17 protein-coding genes are annotated in these 16,848 nt (G+C 57.8%); 5 read left to right on the top strand and 12 right to left on the bottom strand.

The annotated features are described in order from the left end of the window. Window positions 1-442: 442 nt before the first annotated feature. The 11 genes from EPN93_04535 to EPN93_04485 all read right to left on the bottom strand — a co-directional run bounded on the left by EPN93_04535 (window position 443) and on the right by EPN93_04485 (window position 11,462). Window positions 443-1,318, bottom strand: coding sequence for a hypothetical protein (locus EPN93_04535; protein TAL38743.1), 876 nt, complete (start codon window positions 1,316-1,318; stop codon window positions 443-445). Window positions 1,319-1,328: 10 nt separating this feature from the next. Next, window positions 1,329-1,925 (bottom strand): cytochrome c oxidase subunit II, encoded by a 597-nt coding sequence (gene coxB, locus EPN93_04530; protein TAL38742.1) that lies wholly within the window; start codon window positions 1,923-1,925, stop codon window positions 1,329-1,331. A 3-nt stretch (window positions 1,926-1,928) separates the two neighbouring features. Continuing rightward, window positions 1,929-2,216: a cytochrome-c oxidase gene (locus tag EPN93_04525; GenBank protein TAL38741.1), complete on the bottom strand. Its 288-nt coding sequence runs from the start codon at window positions 2,214-2,216 to the stop codon at window positions 1,929-1,931. A gap of 23 nt (window positions 2,217-2,239) precedes the next feature. Further along, entirely contained in the window at window positions 2,240-2,836 is a 597-nt protein-coding gene (locus EPN93_04520; protein ID TAL38740.1) for a cytochrome c oxidase subunit 3 family protein, read from the bottom strand. Next, entirely contained in the window at window positions 2,837-4,465 is a 1,629-nt protein-coding gene (locus EPN93_04515; GenBank protein ID TAL38739.1) for a cytochrome c oxidase subunit I, read from the bottom strand. It lies immediately after the preceding gene. Next, the gene (locus EPN93_04510) at window positions 4,462-5,325 is read right to left on the bottom strand and encodes an SCO family protein (protein TAL38738.1); all 864 of its coding nucleotides are present in this window, start codon (window positions 5,323-5,325) and stop codon (window positions 4,462-4,464) included. The genes EPN93_04515 and EPN93_04510 overlap by 4 nt, the downstream gene beginning before the upstream one ends. A gap of 15 nt (window positions 5,326-5,340) precedes the next feature. Beyond that, complete coding sequence (locus tag EPN93_04505; GenBank protein TAL38737.1) at window positions 5,341-5,958, bottom strand: DOMON domain-containing protein; 618 nt, start codon at window positions 5,956-5,958, stop codon at window positions 5,341-5,343. Window positions 5,959-6,126: 168 nt separating this feature from the next. Continuing rightward, window positions 6,127-6,546: a hypothetical protein gene (locus EPN93_04500; GenBank protein ID TAL38736.1), complete on the bottom strand. Its 420-nt coding sequence runs from the start codon at window positions 6,544-6,546 to the stop codon at window positions 6,127-6,129. 301 nt (window positions 6,547-6,847) lie between these two features. After that, the gene (locus EPN93_04495; GenBank protein ID TAL38735.1) at window positions 6,848-8,059 is read right to left on the bottom strand and encodes a hypothetical protein; all 1,212 of its coding nucleotides are present in this window, start codon (window positions 8,057-8,059) and stop codon (window positions 6,848-6,850) included. A gap of 229 nt (window positions 8,060-8,288) precedes the next feature. Beyond that, window positions 8,289-10,172, bottom strand: coding sequence for a GGDEF domain-containing protein (locus tag EPN93_04490; protein ID TAL38734.1), 1,884 nt, complete (start codon window positions 10,170-10,172; stop codon window positions 8,289-8,291). A 27-nt stretch (window positions 10,173-10,199) separates the two neighbouring features. Then, window positions 10,200-11,462 carry a hypothetical protein gene (locus EPN93_04485; GenBank protein TAL38733.1) on the bottom strand — a complete coding sequence of 421 codons (1,263 nt, stop codon included), beginning with the start codon at window positions 11,460-11,462 and terminating at the stop codon, window positions 10,200-10,202. A 249-nt stretch (window positions 11,463-11,711) separates the two neighbouring features. On the opposite strand from EPN93_04485, the gene EPN93_04480 reads away from it, so the two are divergent. From EPN93_04480 to EPN93_04460, 5 genes are all read left to right on the top strand, one after another. Further along, the gene (locus tag EPN93_04480; protein ID TAL38732.1) at window positions 11,712-11,945 is read left to right on the top strand and encodes a YgiT-type zinc finger protein; all 234 of its coding nucleotides are present in this window, start codon (window positions 11,712-11,714) and stop codon (window positions 11,943-11,945) included. A gap of 76 nt (window positions 11,946-12,021) precedes the next feature. Continuing rightward, a complete protein-coding gene (locus tag EPN93_04475; GenBank protein TAL38731.1) occupies window positions 12,022-13,464 on the top strand; it encodes a glutamate--tRNA ligase in 1,443 nt (480 codons plus the stop codon). Next, complete coding sequence (gene thiL, locus EPN93_04470; protein TAL38730.1) at window positions 13,419-14,456, top strand: thiamine-phosphate kinase; 1,038 nt, start codon at window positions 13,419-13,421, stop codon at window positions 14,454-14,456. The genes EPN93_04475 and thiL overlap by 46 nt, the downstream gene beginning before the upstream one ends. A 10-nt stretch (window positions 14,457-14,466) precedes the next feature. Then, window positions 14,467-15,162 (top strand): hypothetical protein, encoded by a 696-nt coding sequence (locus tag EPN93_04465; protein ID TAL38729.1) that lies wholly within the window; start codon window positions 14,467-14,469, stop codon window positions 15,160-15,162. Window positions 15,163-15,165: 3 nt separating this feature from the next. Then, complete coding sequence (locus tag EPN93_04460) at window positions 15,166-15,966, top strand: hypothetical protein (protein ID TAL38728.1); 801 nt, start codon at window positions 15,166-15,168, stop codon at window positions 15,964-15,966. A gap of 1 nt (window position 15,967) precedes the next feature. Here EPN93_04460 and EPN93_04455 read toward each other — a convergent pair whose 3' ends face one another. After that, on the bottom strand, window positions 15,968-16,846 hold the full coding sequence (locus EPN93_04455) for an MBL fold metallo-hydrolase (protein TAL38727.1): 879 nt from the start codon (window positions 16,844-16,846) through the stop codon (window positions 15,968-15,970). Window positions 16,847-16,848 lie beyond the last annotated feature (2 nt).

The following is a 16,848-nucleotide window of genomic DNA, read 5'->3' as shown; positions in this document are numbered from 1 at the left end:
TGTGCGATTCGGCCGGAAGGCATAATTATGTTCGGTTCCCCCATTATGCCATCGGCCAAAGGAGCACAGGGGGCATTCTGTGCTGGGAATTCTACTGGGGAGACACCGAAAACCACCCGAAAAGGGCCTCCCCCACGAAAATACTCCGCCGCACCGCCTCGCGTTAATCATCCCACCTCCTCACGCACACCAAACCAAGGGAGAGGTATGCCCATGCACGTCCCATCTCCCCGGAAAATAATTCGCGCTCTTTGCAGCAATAATTCGTTTTGCCACCCGCTCATATTCACTCGCTTGAGACACGGAGATATGTTGTTTCTACGAAAATAACCTTATTTCTCCGTGCCTCCGTGCCTCCGTGCCTCAGTGGCAAATTCTTTTCCTGTTCTAATGGCACTAAAGCAATGGTAAACCGCTATAAAATCAGCGGGGATCCCGGAAATCACGTATTCGCCGCGATCATGAGCGCATCGACAATGAACGCGCCGATTATCACGCACGCGGTCAGATTCAGATAATGAAAGAGGAACCGGTATCCGCGCGCATCGCTCCTGAGCGCGAGGCATGCCGCGAAAACCGGAGGGACGGCCAGTGCATTCAAAATTACCAGCAGTACGAGCATGCCGTTCCGGGGACCGCCGTAAAACAGTGCGCACAGGCTCACGACGGCAAACCCGGCCGCCCAGAGAAACAGGACGCGATGCATCGCCGATTCTGAAATGGTGTCCAGCACTATCCTGATCTTAACCGCCCGGTAGTCTTCCCTGTACGCGAGAAGCAGGAGCCAGAAATGGGGTATCTGCCAGACGGCAAACAAAGTTAACAGTCCCCAGAGCCGGGCTGCGAAAATTCCGGAACCCGTCGCAATCCATCCGATTAAAAACGGCATGACCCCGCAGGCCACCCCCGGAATAAGCGCAAGCTGGGTTTTTCTTTTGAGCGGGGTATACAATGTGTTATACAAAAAAACCGCCGCGAATCCCGCGAGGACGGAAATGGGCGCCGGGGACAGATACGCAAGTCCGCAAGAGCCCGCGGCAATCAGGAATACCGCAAGGGCCGTCACGGCATGGGGACGAACGCGCTGCGCCGGCAGGGGCCGCGCGCCGGTTCGCGGCATGAGTGCGTCCAAGGCGCGATCCTGCACGTTGTTCAGCGCGCAGGCTCCCGCGGCCAGCGCGAACACGCACAGTGCGGTTACGCCCGCTCCCGTGAAAGGCGGCGATCCCGCCGCAAGGAAGCCCAGGAGCGCGGCGAAGGCGCTCATGAAGCTTATGGGAAACTTGATTATGCTAAGGGTATCCCGCAGCAGTTGCACCGCGCGTCTCCTACTTCCCGTTCAGCCATACCTGGTATTCGGATTCCGGAATGATGCGCAGGAGCCCCGACATGTCGGCGTGCCCGGTGCCGCAGTACTCCGCGCAGAGAATCGTGTAGGTGCCCGGCTTGTCCGCATGAAACCATGTGTAGGTGGTCATCCCCCTGAGCGCGTCCATCTTGATGCGAAAGGCGGGCAGGTAAAAGCTGTGTATCACATCAAGCGAGGTCAGGTTGAGCTTCACCGCCTGCCCCTGGGGCACCACGAGTACCCCCTCCGATTGCTTTTTGTTGGGATAGGTGAACACCCACGCGTATTTCATCGCGGTGACATCGATGGTGAGCGCGCCCGGGGGCACCGAACGAAGACCGATATACGACTCCCAGCCCACGTAAAACATCGACAGCGCGATCAGAGACGGGAGCAGGGTCCAGACGACCTCCACCTTCCAGTTGTTCCGGATATCGGCCGCCCGGGGATTCCGGGAGGCCCGGTACCTGAACAGGAAGAAGATCATGACCGCGGTGATAAGGAGAAGCAGCGCAAGGCTGATCCCTATGATATAAATCAGGGCTTCGTCGATATGTTGAACTACGTTATACACCATTGATCACCTATACGCGACATCGAAAAACATGAACCCGATCACGGCGGCAAGGATCAGGATCGTGACGATAAAAGTGAGCACCACTGCGCGCGGGGCCCGTTTCATATGCATGAAGAACAGGAGCACGAGCGTCGATTTGACCACGGCTATCGAAAGCGCGGTCGCTATTCGCAGCGAGCCCAGGTCGAGACGCGACACGGCGACCGTGACCGCGGTAAGGCAGAGCAACGCGGCCCAGATCGCGGCAAGCTCCCGGTACGACTGGGCATGTCCTTCGGACTGTGAGTGCATCGGACCCATCCATTAAAACCTCATCATAGAATCAGGTAAAACAGCGGAAACAGGAATATCCAGATGATATCCACCAGGTGCCAGTACAGCCCGGAGTTCTCCAGGATATCCATGCGCCCGCCGTGTATCTTTCCCCGCGCCGTGAACGCCAGGCACACGCCGAGCACCAGTATCCCGATGATCACGTGCAGGGCGTGCAGGCCGGTCATGGTGAAATACAGCCCGTAAAACATCGTCACCCCGTGCGGGCCCGATGCCAGTTTTTCCGATCCGGGAAATATTTCATGCGCGAACTTGTGCCCCCACTCAACGTACTTGATGCAGAGAAAGGTGAGCGCGAGGAGAATCGTCACGCCCAGGAGGCCGATCACGAGCTTCCTCGCGTCCTTCCGCATCGCCTCGATCGCGATGGCCGCGGTCAGGCTGCTGGTAAGCAGCACTGCCGTGTTCACCGTCCCCATAACGAGCTCGAGCTCTTTTCCCGCCGCGATAAAATCATTCGTGTATTGATAGTAATACGTCGCGTATATGACGAAGAGCCCGCCGAATAGCATGATCTCGGTATAAAGGAAGAGCCACATCCCGAACTGGACTCCCTTGTGATCGGTATGGACGCTCATCTACGTGCCGCTCCCGGGCTTCATTTTTTCCTTCGCGGTAAAGTCATAGGGGAAAGGAAGCACCACGGGCTCCACGGCGAAATTCTGCACCGGCGGCGGCGAGGGCACCGTCCATTCGAGCGTCGTCCCTCCCCAGGGATCGGGCCCGGCGGGTTCGGCCTTGCGGAAGCTCAGGAGCAGATTCACGAACGTGAGGACGATGCCGGCGACCATGATGTACGCGCCGATCCCCGCGATGAAATTGAGGGGACCGAATTCGGGCAGATAGGTGTAGTACCGCCGCGGCATGCCTTTCAATCCCAGTATGAACATGGGCAGATAATGCATAATGAAGCCGGCGGCCATGAGCACGGCGCCCGCGTAGGCGCGCCTGAAATTGTACATGCGCCCGAAGAACTTGGGCCACCAGAAGTGCAGCCCCGCGAAGAAGGCGAATCCGGTCCCGCCGAACATCACGAAATGGAAGTGCCCCACCACCCAGTGGGTGTCGTGGATGTGCACGTTGGGACCCGCGGCGCCCTGAACGAGCCCGGTGAGTCCCCCGACCGTGAAAAGGAAGATGAAGACCATCGCGAACAGGAACGGCGGCCCCACGTGGATAGAGCCCCGGTACATGGTCGAGACCCAGTTGAACACCTTGACGGCGCTGGGCACCGCGACCGCAAAGGTCAGGAATGAGAATACGAGCACGGCCGTGTCGCTCATGCCGCTCACGAACATGTGGTGCGCCCATACGAAGGAGCCCACGACCGCAATCGCCATCGTGGCGGCCACGATGGACTTGTAGCCAAACACGGATTTTCGCGAAAAAACGGGAAACACCTCCGAGATGATGCCCATCCCCGGAAGGATCATTATGTACACCGCGGGATGGGAGTACATCCAGAACAGGTGCTGGAAGAGAATGGGGTCACCGCCCTTCGCGGGGTCGAAAAGTCCCACACCGAAGAGCCGCTCGAAGATCACGACCAGCAGGGTCACCGCGATGACGGGCGTCGCGAGGAGCTGCACCCACGCGGTGCCGTAGACCGACCAGGTGAACAGGGGTATCTGCATCCACCCCATGTCCCTGTGGCGGAGCCGATGCACGGTCGTGATGAAATTGATGCCGGTGAGCATGGACGACATCCCCAGTACGAACACCGCGAACACGGTAATGGAGACGCCCGTCTTGGTCGTGATGCTGAACGGTACGTAGAAGGTCCAGCCGGTATCGGGCGCCCCCGAGACGAAGAGCGAGATGATCGCGATAATGCCGCCGGCGACATAAAGGTACCAGGAAAGAAGGTTCAGCCGCGGGAAAAAGACGTCCTCCGCGCCGATCTGTATGGGGAGGAGAAAATTGCCGAAAATCGCGGGAATCCCCGGGATGATGAACAGGAATATCATGATCACGCCATGGACGGTGAAGAACGCGTTGTAGGTCTGCGCCTCCATGAGCGTGGAACCGGGCGACATGAGCTGGGTGCGCATGAACAGGCCTGCGGTCACGCCGATCGCGAACCAGAACAGTATCACGACGAGGTACATGAGGCCGATACGCTTGTGATCGGTGGTAAGCAGCCACGCGCCCAGTCCCTTGTAGCGCGCCGGTGACGGCGTATTGAAAAATGATGTCTCTGCGCTCATGCGGCCGGTCTCCTCGCCGAATTCTTTCTTAACAATAGGTACATGATTATCGCCAGAAAGGCGAGCATCACGGTGATCACGATCCTGATCGCGCTGAATTTATAGGTTCCGTTTTCCGGCTCGTACTGGAAGCACAGGCTCACCAGTTTCCGGACCGAAAGCGAGGGAGTGCCCTTCTCCGCCTCGGTGATCGCCATTCCTATATCAAAAGGAAGGAACGTGGGTCCATAGAGATACCGGATCACGGTTCCGTCATGCGCAAGGACTATCAGCACATTGGGATGAATGAAATCCCGTGTGCCCGTTTTTTTGAACCGGAACCCGATCGCATCCGTAAAAGCGCGGATATTCGCGGCGTCCCCGGTGAGGAAACGCCAGTCCCCCTCGGGAAATTCCTTGCGGACCAGCTTGAAATAATTCGTCTTGGCCCGGGTCGCGCTCGCCGGGTCGTCCTGCTCGTCGATACTCAGGGCGAGCACGCGGAAATCCCTGCCCGGAACGAGCGGAACGTCGCCCAGCGCCGTCGCGAGATGACCGAGCATGAGGCCGCACGTTTGGGGGCACGTGTAGTAGAGGGGAAGCACAAGCGTGGGTTTATCCAGGTACGAGGCCAGGGTGAGCTTCCGGCCATTTTCATCCAGGAAGACGGCCTCACCGGGAATCTTCGCACCCAGCTTTTCATCCATGCCCACGTCTTTCCTGTCTGCGGGGGCGCCCCCCGTATCTCCCACGACGCCGGAGCGCTTTTCCTGCATCCCGGGCGAGATGCCGGCCCCTTCATGATCTTCATGTCCGTACAAGGGGCCGCACAGGACCGCGGCCATGAACAGGGGCAGGATTATCGACCAGGTCGATCTCATGGACATCCGCCCACGCTACTGTTTCGCGCTCGCCATGAGCGTATAGGCGCCGGTAGAAAGGTTTATTTTCAGGCGCGCCCGGTACACGTGCTGCTGGGCGAGGATATCGCCGGGACCGTATGCGAGAAGCACCACCGTATCGGCGTTGGCAGTGATGGGCCGGTCGAGGCTGTCCCCGGACTTGAGCGGCATGCTGAAACTGATCTCGGTTTCGTTGTTCTCTTCCTTCCCCGCCGCGTTCGTCACGTAGCTCTTCCCACCAAGGTCCGTCACATTCTTATGCAGGTTCTTCGCGGTCCCATACTGGCTGCTCACGGTGACCTTCCCTTCCTTCACGAGGCCCATGACGAAGTTCGCGTCCTTCATGCTGTCCGTGGGGTTGAAGCCGACGCCCACCCACCCGCTCGTGGGGGCCTTCAGCTTTACGGTGAGCGTTTCGCCCGCCAGGCTCCACTGAAGCTGCATCTTGTCGGCAGCGACCTTGAAGGTGTAACCCTGGTCGCCTTTCGCCGCAGTTCCCGTTTCAAGGGGCTTGTCCGCCGGCTTTTCCTTGCCGCAATTGACCGCCGCAAGCGCGAACAGTCCGATAAACATCAGGAAGAGGATGCGTTTTGCCCTACAGCGTGATTTCATATATAATTTCTCCTTGTTAAATTATGCTCGGCACTATGATGAAACGGTTCTTCCGGGGCTCCCGGACGTGTATCGGCCCCCGGGCCCCCTTATCCTTACCTCGATCCGCCCGTTTGACCGGCGGACCCGTTGCAAGGAACCTGAGCGTGTACCTGTTACCGCGTGCGCCTATCCGAAAATCAACTGCCCGCCGATAAAGCCCATCGCGACTACCGTCAGCAGGTTGAGCAGGTAGGCGAACATGAGAATCTTTTTATCAATGTTTCCCCTGCGATACAGGAATATGGTCCCGAGCAGGAACACCAACAGCACGCACGCGAGAACGATCTTCGCGATAATGAGCCCGTTCAGTACCCCCAGGTACCGGTGCTGCCAGTCCAGCAAACCCAGCACGGCGGTCGGGGGCCAGAATATAAGCGCGAGGAGGAGGCAATAATGCGCCGATTTCGCGAGGTCTTCCCATTTGAAGGAAGCCGCCTGGAAGAAAAACGCGCCCATCACCATTCCCATGGGGATATGGGTCAATGAGGGATGAAGGGGATGGGTAAACCCGATAGCGGCAAGGGAGTTGTAGATGAAGTCGATCATGCGGCAACCTCCTTTTTGTATTTGTATATAAAATACTGAAAATTATATTTTAGTAAAGTAAAAATTCGGATAACGGTCGGGCCTTCGTTAAAAAGAACGACCATGGGATACGGCAATGGGGGCCGATGCGCCTGTACCCGTCCACCGCGCCATGGCCTGAAAGCGATCTCGGAAAAGCGGCCCCCTGAATCCCCCGGAGGGAGCGGAAACCACCAGGCGTGCGTCCGTGCTGGGCGCACCCCAAAAAAAGAAGCGGCGCTTGTGGCGCCGCTCCCTGTTGAAGACATAGTTTACTGTAAGCTTAGAACTTGACTTCCATCTTGGCGTAGAGGGTATCGTCCGTCAGCTTGACGGTTCCATCGTTCGTCGTGATGCTCTGGTATACCAGCATAACCTGAATGTCCTTGTTGAACTGATAACCTATACCGGCATAATAGGTGCTTCCATCCGCTTTTTTCACTGTACTGAGATCGTACTTCGTTTCTCCGGTCGCGTAGCGGGCATAGAGAAGGATTGGCATCCCGGCAACGGCCTGGAGATTGATATTCGCCCACATGTCCATAAGGGTGTAATCAGCCTTATCAGCAGGCGTTTTTGAATCCCTGTTTCCCATGAAGTAGTTGATGCCTACTTTGTATAATTTGTCACTCCATGCAACGCCTGCGCCCTTGTAAGTAACTTCATCGTCATCCTTCGCACCCTGGGAGAGGGCCACGATGTCCCTGTTGTGATAATAGCCGTTCACGAAAAGGCCCTTGATGGGAGTAATGCTCACAATTCCGGTATAGGCCTTGTCCGTCAGCTTCTGGTCTTCAGTGTACTTGAAGCCGTCGCCGTTCGCGTACATGCCGGTGAAGGTAACCATCTTCATCACGGTTACGTCAGCGCGAATACCCATGTCGGCCGAGGCGTAGTCCAAAGAATGTGCGACTTTAGTCGTGCCCCCCCCGGTTCCGAGCAGGTCGTTGCTCTTCTCAAGGTAGTTGTTGTATATCCAACGCGAGCCGGCCATCGAATCCGCCAGGCCGACTACAGGGGTGGACTGGATGCCATAGGTGAGCTTTACATCGATGGGATTGATGCTTTTCTTCATTTCGACGTAGGCGTTTTTTACGTATACAACGCTGCCCTTGGAATTGTTCGTCAGAACGCCATCGCCAGTGCCTTTATCGTACGTTGCATATTTGTCATACCCGGCGCCGTCCAGGGTAACCTTGGCACTCCAGACATCATCGAACTTCTTAGAGAAATTCAAATAGATGCGGTTGAGGCGCATGGTATCCTCACCGGTTTTGCTATTGTCGGAGCCAGCCGACATTTTCGACTGATCGCCCAAAAAATACGCATAATCCAAATACAGAAGGCCGCTTACATCTACCAGCGCCTTGGGCTCCTCGGCTTTAACCGGAGCGACATCTGCTACTTTCTCCGCTGCCTTTTCCTGCGCGAACGCCGCGCCGGAGAACGCGAATACTGCCGCGAGGAGCATTACAGCAAATTTTTTGCTCTTCATCAAGATTCCTCCTAAAAATTTTTGCGAATTATTATGTTCAAGCCGTCCGGAAAGCGACGACTATTTGAACCTAGAAAATAACGCGACGGTAAAATACACGAGTAGAAGACCGGGAGGCAGTCAAGTGTTTATAAGTATAATTTAAAGAAATTGTTAATTAACCGGGTCAATTGTAACTCAATCCTCCTGAGTATTTCTACATTTTTCCCACATTTTGGCACGAAATTAGCTATTTTCCATCTACGGTTAAATGGTATCCCCCGCAGCCCAGCATCTGGTAAGCTAACCGGGGGACGCTTTTCCACTCCCCCGAATGATACGAGGGAATCTCTTTTTCGCGCCCTTTAACCTGCCGTTTCAGCCTGGCAAGCCGGTCGAAGACGAGCTCCACCGCGCCTATTCCGCAGCCTTCCTCCACTTCGAGGACCGCCGCGCTCACGGTAAGGAGCGGAAATTCCCTCCACGTGCCGTACCTGTCACGGGCGCCGTAATACCCCGATGCGATCTCCTGTGCCTCGTAAAAGGTCGCCACGATCAGGTTGAACTCCTCCATGCATTCGGAGACCTTGATCCGCACCGCGTCCGCGGATAAACCCTCATCGCCGCGCACGCCCACGAAGAAATCGTCGCCCCCAATATGCCCCGCAAAACATCCCCCGTCCGTAAAATGTTTTCTCAGGATGTCCCCAAAGAGCACGATCGCCCGGTCGCCCTGCCGGAAGCCGAACCGGTCGTTGAACGGCTTGAAATTGTCCAGGTCGAAATAGATGAACCAGGACCGCACGCCGCGCTCGAGGGTATCCGTGATGAAACGGGTCACGAGGATGTTTCCGGGAAGCTTCGTAAGCGGATTAAGCTCGCGCGCCAAGGCGAGGTTTTGTTCGTTTATGAGGTGCAAGAGCGAGGTCGAGGTGAGAAAGCCCCGGTACTGCAAGTCCTCGGTTATTATCACCCCGTCCGCCCCCGGATTATTCACGAAGACCTCGAGGATTTTCTCCTGCGGGGTATTGATATCGACGATGGGGCATTTCTCCATGAAGCTTTCAAGGTATTGGTGGAGTCGCTTGCGGATGAGCAGGTCGTACCCGAAGGGAGAATACACGAACTTCTTGATCTTCCGCTCGTGCAGGATGCCCAGCGGAAACCCCTGCCCGTCCAGTACCGGGAAGAAGCTGGACCCGGAATTACGGTTAAACCGCTTGAAGATGACCTCCATCCCGTCCCCCGCGCCGATCGTCTCCAGGGGAATCATCTGCCGTCTCAGGCTCCCCGCGTCGCCGGCGGCGGCGCGCCGGTTGCTCAGCGCAAGCTCCCTTACATGTCCATACGCGTATGCCAGCCCGTCCCCCCGGTGCGCCGGTTGCGCGATATAATACCCCTGCACCAGGTCGAAGCCGAGATCGGAACACGCGCGGAATTCCTTCTCCGTTTCGATCCCCTCGGCGATGCTCACGACGCCAAAAAGCCTGGCGAGGCTCAGGATATGCGCGCAGAAGGTGCGCTTCTTCACGTCGGAGTCGATACCGCTTATGAGAAAGCGATCGAACTTGAGGAAGTCGGGCTCGGAATAATAAAAGAGCTCGAATCCCGAAAACCCGGCGCCGAAATCGTCAATCGCGATCTTGAATCCGCGCTTCCGGCACAGCGCCAGGAAATCCATGAATTCGCCGTCCGAACGGACCTTGTACCGCTCGCTTATCTCGAAGGTGATCACGCTGTGGTCGAGATTCGCATCGGCAAGGATTTGCTCGGTGATCCCGCAGGTATAATCGGACATCTCGTGGACCCTGGGGTCGTAATTATAGAAGAGCTTCACCTTGCGATGGAACGAAAGGGCTCCAAAGCGCTCGATCGCGAGTATGCGAAGGCGGATATCAAGGCCAAAGAGCGTCCCTTCGCGAAACGCGGTATCGAACATGTCCTGGATCGAGGCAAAACCCGCCCTTTCGGTACCGCGCACCAGGGCCTCGAGGCCGAACGTGATCCCGGTGAGCGGATTTACGATGGGCTGGAAGGCAAACTCCACCGAATTCATCACGCGCTCCCATTCGGACGGGAGAACCCTGGCCGCCTGATTTACGTAGTATTCCTGTTTCGACAGCATGTTTTCCATCAAGGGCACACTCCCTCCCGCCTCGTTTCATGGTGAACCGTCCTTTCCAAGGTACTCAATGAACAGGATAGTCATATCGTCAAGCTGCGCCTGGGATTTCCTGAACAGGTGCACCGAAGAGATCACTTCGTCTTTCATGCGCCTGAGGCCTTTTTCCCTGAATGCGGCGACAATCCCGCCCAGGCGCGCGATGCCGTATTCTTCGTTCGCGGGGTTGGGCTGCTCCAGGAAACCGTCCGTTACCACGATAAGCACGTCGCCGGCTTTCATTAAAAGTTTCGCCGCCCGCGGCTGGATGTCGGGTCGAACGCCCACGGGAATATTATCATCCTTCGTGGCGATCCTTACCATGGCGCCGTTCCGGAACAGGTATATCTGCGAATGACCCATGTCGAACAGGGTAAGCTCGCCGTTTCGATCGCCCAGGTTGGCAAACATCCCCGTGATGAATTTTTCGGATTCGAATGTCGAGGCTATGAACGCGTTCAATTTCAGCACGAAATTCCGCATTCCCATCGAAAAATCATACACGCTCGCCATCCCCCCGATGATGGCCGATATCAGCGATGCCGCAATTCCCTTTCCCGAAACGTCGCAGAGCATGATTGCCCAGTTTTCCGCATCATACCTGTCCAGGTAGTAGTAATCGCCCCCCACCCCCTTGGCCATTACCGATCCCGCCGCTATGCCCACCCTGTCGCCCTGGAAAGAGAACTCCCCGGGAACCATGCTCGCCTGGAGGCGCCGCGCGAGGTCTATATCCCGTTTCGTAAGCTGAGAAAGGAAAATGAGCATATCCCTGGTGGAAAATATGCCCGCGAAACGGCACGTATTGTCCGCAATGGCGAAGTAGTGATTCTTAGGCCCGTACAGTATGCTGGAAAGCTCTTCTTCCACCGAAAAGATGGTGCGATCGGCTTCGAAGACCGTGCTCGCCCGCATGACGAGGTTCACCCGCTTGTTCTTGTAGAGGTCCCGGCCGAATTGCCTGCCCAGCGTATCGAAAAGCTCCCTCCGCACGATGATTCCAATCGTGCGCAGTGCGCCGTCCACCACCCCGAGGGCGAATACGGATTCCCTGTCGGACAGGTCGTCGGCGAGGTCGGATATCAGGGCGGACTCCCGGACATAAAAAGGGCTGCACGCGATGGTCATGATGCTCATGCTGCGCGCTTTGATCGATTCGATCGTCCTGAGCGCCCTTGGCGCACTGGTGCTGCGATTGGACATACCACCACCCTTCGTCCCCGGGAGGTCCGTTCCAGCGGCCGCATCGGCCAGTGTGCTCACAATAAGCCTCCTGTATATCGGCGACACTGACAGAATGTGTCCACGGGCAGTGAAATTACTGTAAAACCGCTATATTGTTTCCGTGAATTAATCCGCAGGCTGTCCGGGGGATTTATATCTTGACAATGACGATCGGTGCCCTATAGGTGTGCAATCCCGGCCCGTTACCGGACTTGACCGCATTTCGCGCTCCGCTACCACCCGAACTGCTGCGCAAAGGCGCGGAATCGACACTGTGAGGACTCGACAATGGAATGCAGCTGCGGCGGCGTGCTCATCGAGGGCAGGAGTACCTATCGAAAGGGCTCCGAAAACTTCTTTTTCACCCTCGAAAACATACCGGCCTTCCAGTGCATGCGTTGCGGCAAGGTGCTTTTCACCGACGAGGTCGTCGAGAAGATCCGCAAGCTCGAACAGCGGCTGGAACGCGACGCCAACGAGATCGTGACGGGCAAACCCTCCGTACGGCTGGGGGATTATTAGGTAAGCGCCGGGCAGGCCGGAACGCCCGGATGATAGTGCAGGGGCGGCCCGCCGGGCCGCCGGGGAGAGTATACTAATGAGAGTCAGATTCGCGCCAAGCCCCACGGGTTTTCTCCATATCGGGAACGCGCGCACCGCGGTGTGCAACTATGTGATAGCGAAAAAGACGGGCGCGACCTACGTGCTGCGCATCGAGGACACCGACATGGAGCGAAGCTCCCTCGAATCCGAGAAATCCATTCTCGAGGATCTCCGCTGGCTGGGCATCCGCTGGGACGAGGGGCCGGACGCAGGGGGGGACTTAGGGCCCTACCGGCAGTCCGAGCGATTCGACATCTATCGCACCTATACCGAGAAGCTTCTCGCACAGGGGAAAGCCTATCACTGCTACTGCTCCCCGGAGGAGCTCGAGGCGGGACGCAGGAGCGCGACGAGCGAGGGAAGGCCGTTCGTATATCCCGGCACCTGCCGCAACCTGTCGGAAACTCAGCGCCGGAATTTCGAGACCCAGGGACGCAGGCCCACCGTGCGTTTCCTGGTACCCGACGGGGAGACGATAGCCATTAATGATCACGTCAAGGGACGCGTCGTGTTCGCGAGCGAGAATATCGGCGGCGACTTCATCATCGTCCGCTCGGACGGCACGCCCATATATAACTATATAGTGACCATAGACGACACCCTCATGAAGATCACGCACGTGATCCGCGGCGAGGACCATCTGCCCAACACGCCCAAGCAGGTGCTTATCGCGCGGGCGCTGGGGCTCCCCGAGCCGGAATACGCGCACCTGGCGCTCGTGCTGGGGCCCGACCGCGCGAAGCTCTCCAAGCGCCACGGCATCACCTCGGTAGAGATGTACCGCCGGGAAGGCTATCTGCCCGAGGCGCTGGTGAACTATCTTTCCATGCTCGGATGGGCAACCGAGTCCGGCGAAGAGATCATCCCCTTCGAAGAAATCGTCCGGCAGATCGAGCTTGAGCACCTCGCCCGCAGCGCGGCGGTCTTCGATTTCGTGAAGCTGCGCTGGATGAACGGGAACTACATTCGAAGCGCGGACCCGGGACGCATAACCGACCTCTGCATTCCCTACCTCGAGGAGGCGGGGTTCGATACCGCTTCGTTCCCGCGCCCCTGGCTCGAGAAAGTCATCGACCTTGTGCGGGGCAACTGCGAGGTGCTTTCCGATGTCACGAAATTCGCGCCGCCCTTCCTGGCAGAGGTGATGGAACCCGACGCCGAGGCGGACGCGATGCTGCGCGAGGACGATTCGAAAAAGATCATCGCCGAGGCGCAGCGCCTCCTCTCCGGCGAGCTCAACGAAGATAATTTTTCGACCGAGCTCGTCAACCGCATCAAGGCGGGAACGGGCTTGAAGGGCAAAAAGCTATTCCACCCGGTACGGGCGCTGCTCACGGGCTCGCTCGCGGGACCGGAGCTCGACCTGGCGATACCGCTTATCGGCTACAAGAAATGCAGGGCGCGGGCGGAATTCATAAAGGAGAAATACCTGGGCTGATGCGCATCACGAGCGAGTGGGACCTCCTGGGCAAGATCCGGGAACGCGTGGGGAAAACGGGCCTTCCGCATCCCGAATCTCTTTTTAAGGGGATCGGGGACGATTGCGCCGTCTTCGCCGTCGACGATTCCACATTCGGGCTTCTCACCACCGATATCAGCGTCGAGCACGTGCATTTCAGCAGGGACTTCGGCAGACCGGCGGATATCGGCTTCAAGGCCATGATGGGCAACGTATCGGATATCGCATCGATGTGCGGCTCGCCCCGCTTCGCGCTTGTCGCGATCGGCATCCCCGCCGACACGATGGAGGAATACGTTCTGGAGCTGTACGAGGGCATGATAGAGGCCGCGAACCAGTCGGGAACCATAATCGCGGGGGGCGACACCTCAAAATCGGACGTGCTTACGCTTAGCATCGCGCTCTACGGCGAGGTCCCCAGGAAAAAACTCGCTGCGCGCGACGGCGCGGCAGCGGGCGACATCGTCTACCTGACGTCCACGACCGGCGACTCGATGGCCGGGCTCGAGATACTCAAAACCGGCGACCGTGCGCGCATCGGCCGCTACCCGGACCTGGTTCGAAAACACGTGAGACCCATGGCGCGGGTCGGCATCGTCCAGGAAATTTCCCAGGTGTTCGCGCCCACGGCGATGGTGGACGTTTCGGACGGGATACTATCGGACCTCCGCCATATCTGCACGGAAAGCGGCAGGGGATTCGTAATCGATACCGACGCGCTTCCCATCTCCCCCGGCCTCAAGGCGTTCACCCGGGAAACGGGATCCGATCCCCGCACCTACGCGCTCGAGAGCGGCGAGGAATACGAGCTGCTCTTCACCTCGCCGCGCGACCTGAGCGCCACCATGAATGTCAACCTTAACGGGATCCCGGTCACCGCGATCGGCAAGATCACCGACAAGGGATACTCGCTCGTCCGCAACGGCGTAATGGTAAAGGCCGGGACGGGCGGATTCGATCACTTCAAGTAAGGGAAACGCCATGAAAAAGATCGCCGCGCTGTTTTTCGTCCTTGTCCTGCTGGGCCCCGCACCGGGATGCGGGAAGACCCCCGACCGGATTCCCCTGGGCACCTGGAAGTACAAGATGCACACGCGGGGCGTCTTTATCGGCGAGGCGGTGGTCACGAACAAAAGAGAAGGGGACCGATACATCATATCCAGCGACCTTACCATGGGGCTGGCGGACGTGAAGAACACGACCCGGCACATCATGACCGAGACCCTGGACTTCAAGCCGCTCAAATACGAATCCTACAACAAAATCGACACCGGCTCCGCCGTGCAGAACGTCGATACGGTGGCCGTGTTCAAGGGGCGGGAGATCGAGCTCCGGGAGGGCGCGAACAGGGCGGTGATCACGCTGCCCGGGGATTTCATTCTCGATGGAAATTATTTTCTTGCGAAGCTCATCGAGGGCGGATTCAGGAAAGACCTGGAGATAAGCGCCCAGGTTTACGATCCATCCATCGAACGGGACCGGAGCATAAGCATGACCGCGCGTTCGATGGGACGCGAGACCGTGGAGGTGAACGGCAGGAGCATGCGTCTCATCCATGTCAGCCAGACCATAGATGCGGTGAAATTTTCCGACTCCTACATCGACGAGGAGGGCGTCGCGGTGCTCGTCGTGGTCGAAATGCTGAACAACCGGATCGAGCTGGTACGCGCGGACTGACCCATGAAACCGACAGGAAGGATGGTTGCGGGAGCCTGCCTGGCTGCGCTTGTCGTGGGGGGGCTTTTTTTCGGGGCTTCGCGGCGCTCATGGTCGCTTGACCCGGGAAGTTACGTGGTGCCCGTACTGGGGGACTCCGCACGGATATTTTCCGAAGCGGTGACCACTTACACGCTCTCCTCCGAGGACAAGGGATTCTCTCTTCCCGATACGCCATTCCAGAAGGTGCTCGAGGAAAAATCATCAAGCGACAGGAAATTCATCACGTTACGGGCCGGCCTTCTCGAACCCGCCCCCGGTCCCGCATCGGATGACACCGCCGATACCCGCTTCCTGACCATCGCAAGCCCGTCCATTACTAAGCTCGCCGCGCAGTTCAGGGGAAAAACCCCGGAAATCCGGGAAGTCGCACGCTTCGTATATAACTATATAGACCACAAACAGCTGGGGGTACCCTTCCTGCCCGCGGAAGAGATCGCCGCATCCAGAACCGGCGACTGCACCGAACACGCCATGCTTGTAATCGCAATCCTGCGCGCGCGGGGCGTTCCGGCCCGCGCCGTTGTGGGTATGCTCTTCACCGACGAGTTCATGGGCGAGAAAAACGTGTTCGTGTATCACATGTGGGCCGAGGCGTATACGGGGAACCGATGGGAGATCGTGGATGCCACGCGCCCGGACGAGATGCACCCCAACAGGTACATAGCCTTTGCCACGCACCACCTGAAAACATCCATGCCGCTCAATTACCTAAAGGCCGTCAAGGCACTCAAAAACCTGACCGTTCTCTATTCGGGGGATTAGCCTACACCGGGAAGGCGACGCCTTCCCGCGCGGCGTCGATCTCCATGGTGAAGCCGCGCGCGCGCACGCGCTCGTTGTAATGGTACACGAGGAGATCGAGCTCCTCGTCGCTGCGCTGCGGCTCGTGGTGGAAGAAGAAGAGCTTCTTGACCCCCGCCTTGAGCGCCATATTCACGACATGATGGGTGGTACTGTGTCCCCAGCCGCGGTGCGAGGGGTACTCGGCGGGGGTGTACTGGGAATCGGACACGAGCACGTCCAGCCCGCTCACGAACTGGACGAGCTGTTCGTTCATCTCGCCGGTGACCTGCACCACCTCGGGATCGTCGTCGTTGAACACGTTGTAATACGGCTCGTTGTCCCCCAGGTAGGCGAATTCTTTTCCGTTATACGAAATCCTGTAGCCCAGGCACGTGACCGGGTGATTGAGGATATGCGTACGGATATGGAATTTTCCTATATCGAACTCCTCGGCCTTAATCTCTTTGAACGATAAATCCGCCGACAGCTCCGCGGTGCGCACCGGGAAATAAGAATACTTCATCTGCCCGTTTATGACCTCCTCCATGGTGAGCTCGAAGGTGGAGGGACCGTATACCGTCACACGGTTTCCCGGAATGTAAATGGGCGTAAAAAAAGGGAACCCGTTGATGTGATCCCAGTGCGGGTGGGAAATGAGCAGGTGGATGTCGTGTTTCTTCGAAAGGTCGAGCGAGTCGCCCAACACGCGCAGGCCGGTTCCCGCATCGAAAATAATTCGTTCCGGCTCGTCGGAAATCAACTCCAGGCAGGAGGTATTGCCGCCGTACTTGACCGTGGCCGGTCCCGGAACCGGGATGGAGCCTCTCACGCCCCAGAATTTTACCTGGAGTTCACCCATGG

This window comes from Spirochaetota bacterium (assembly GCA_004297825.1).
Lineage (GTDB): Bacteria > Spirochaetota > UBA4802 > UBA4802 > UBA5368 > FW300-bin19.
The sequence above is the reverse complement of the archived record's forward strand: the minus strand, read 5'-3'. Positions and strand labels throughout refer to the sequence as shown.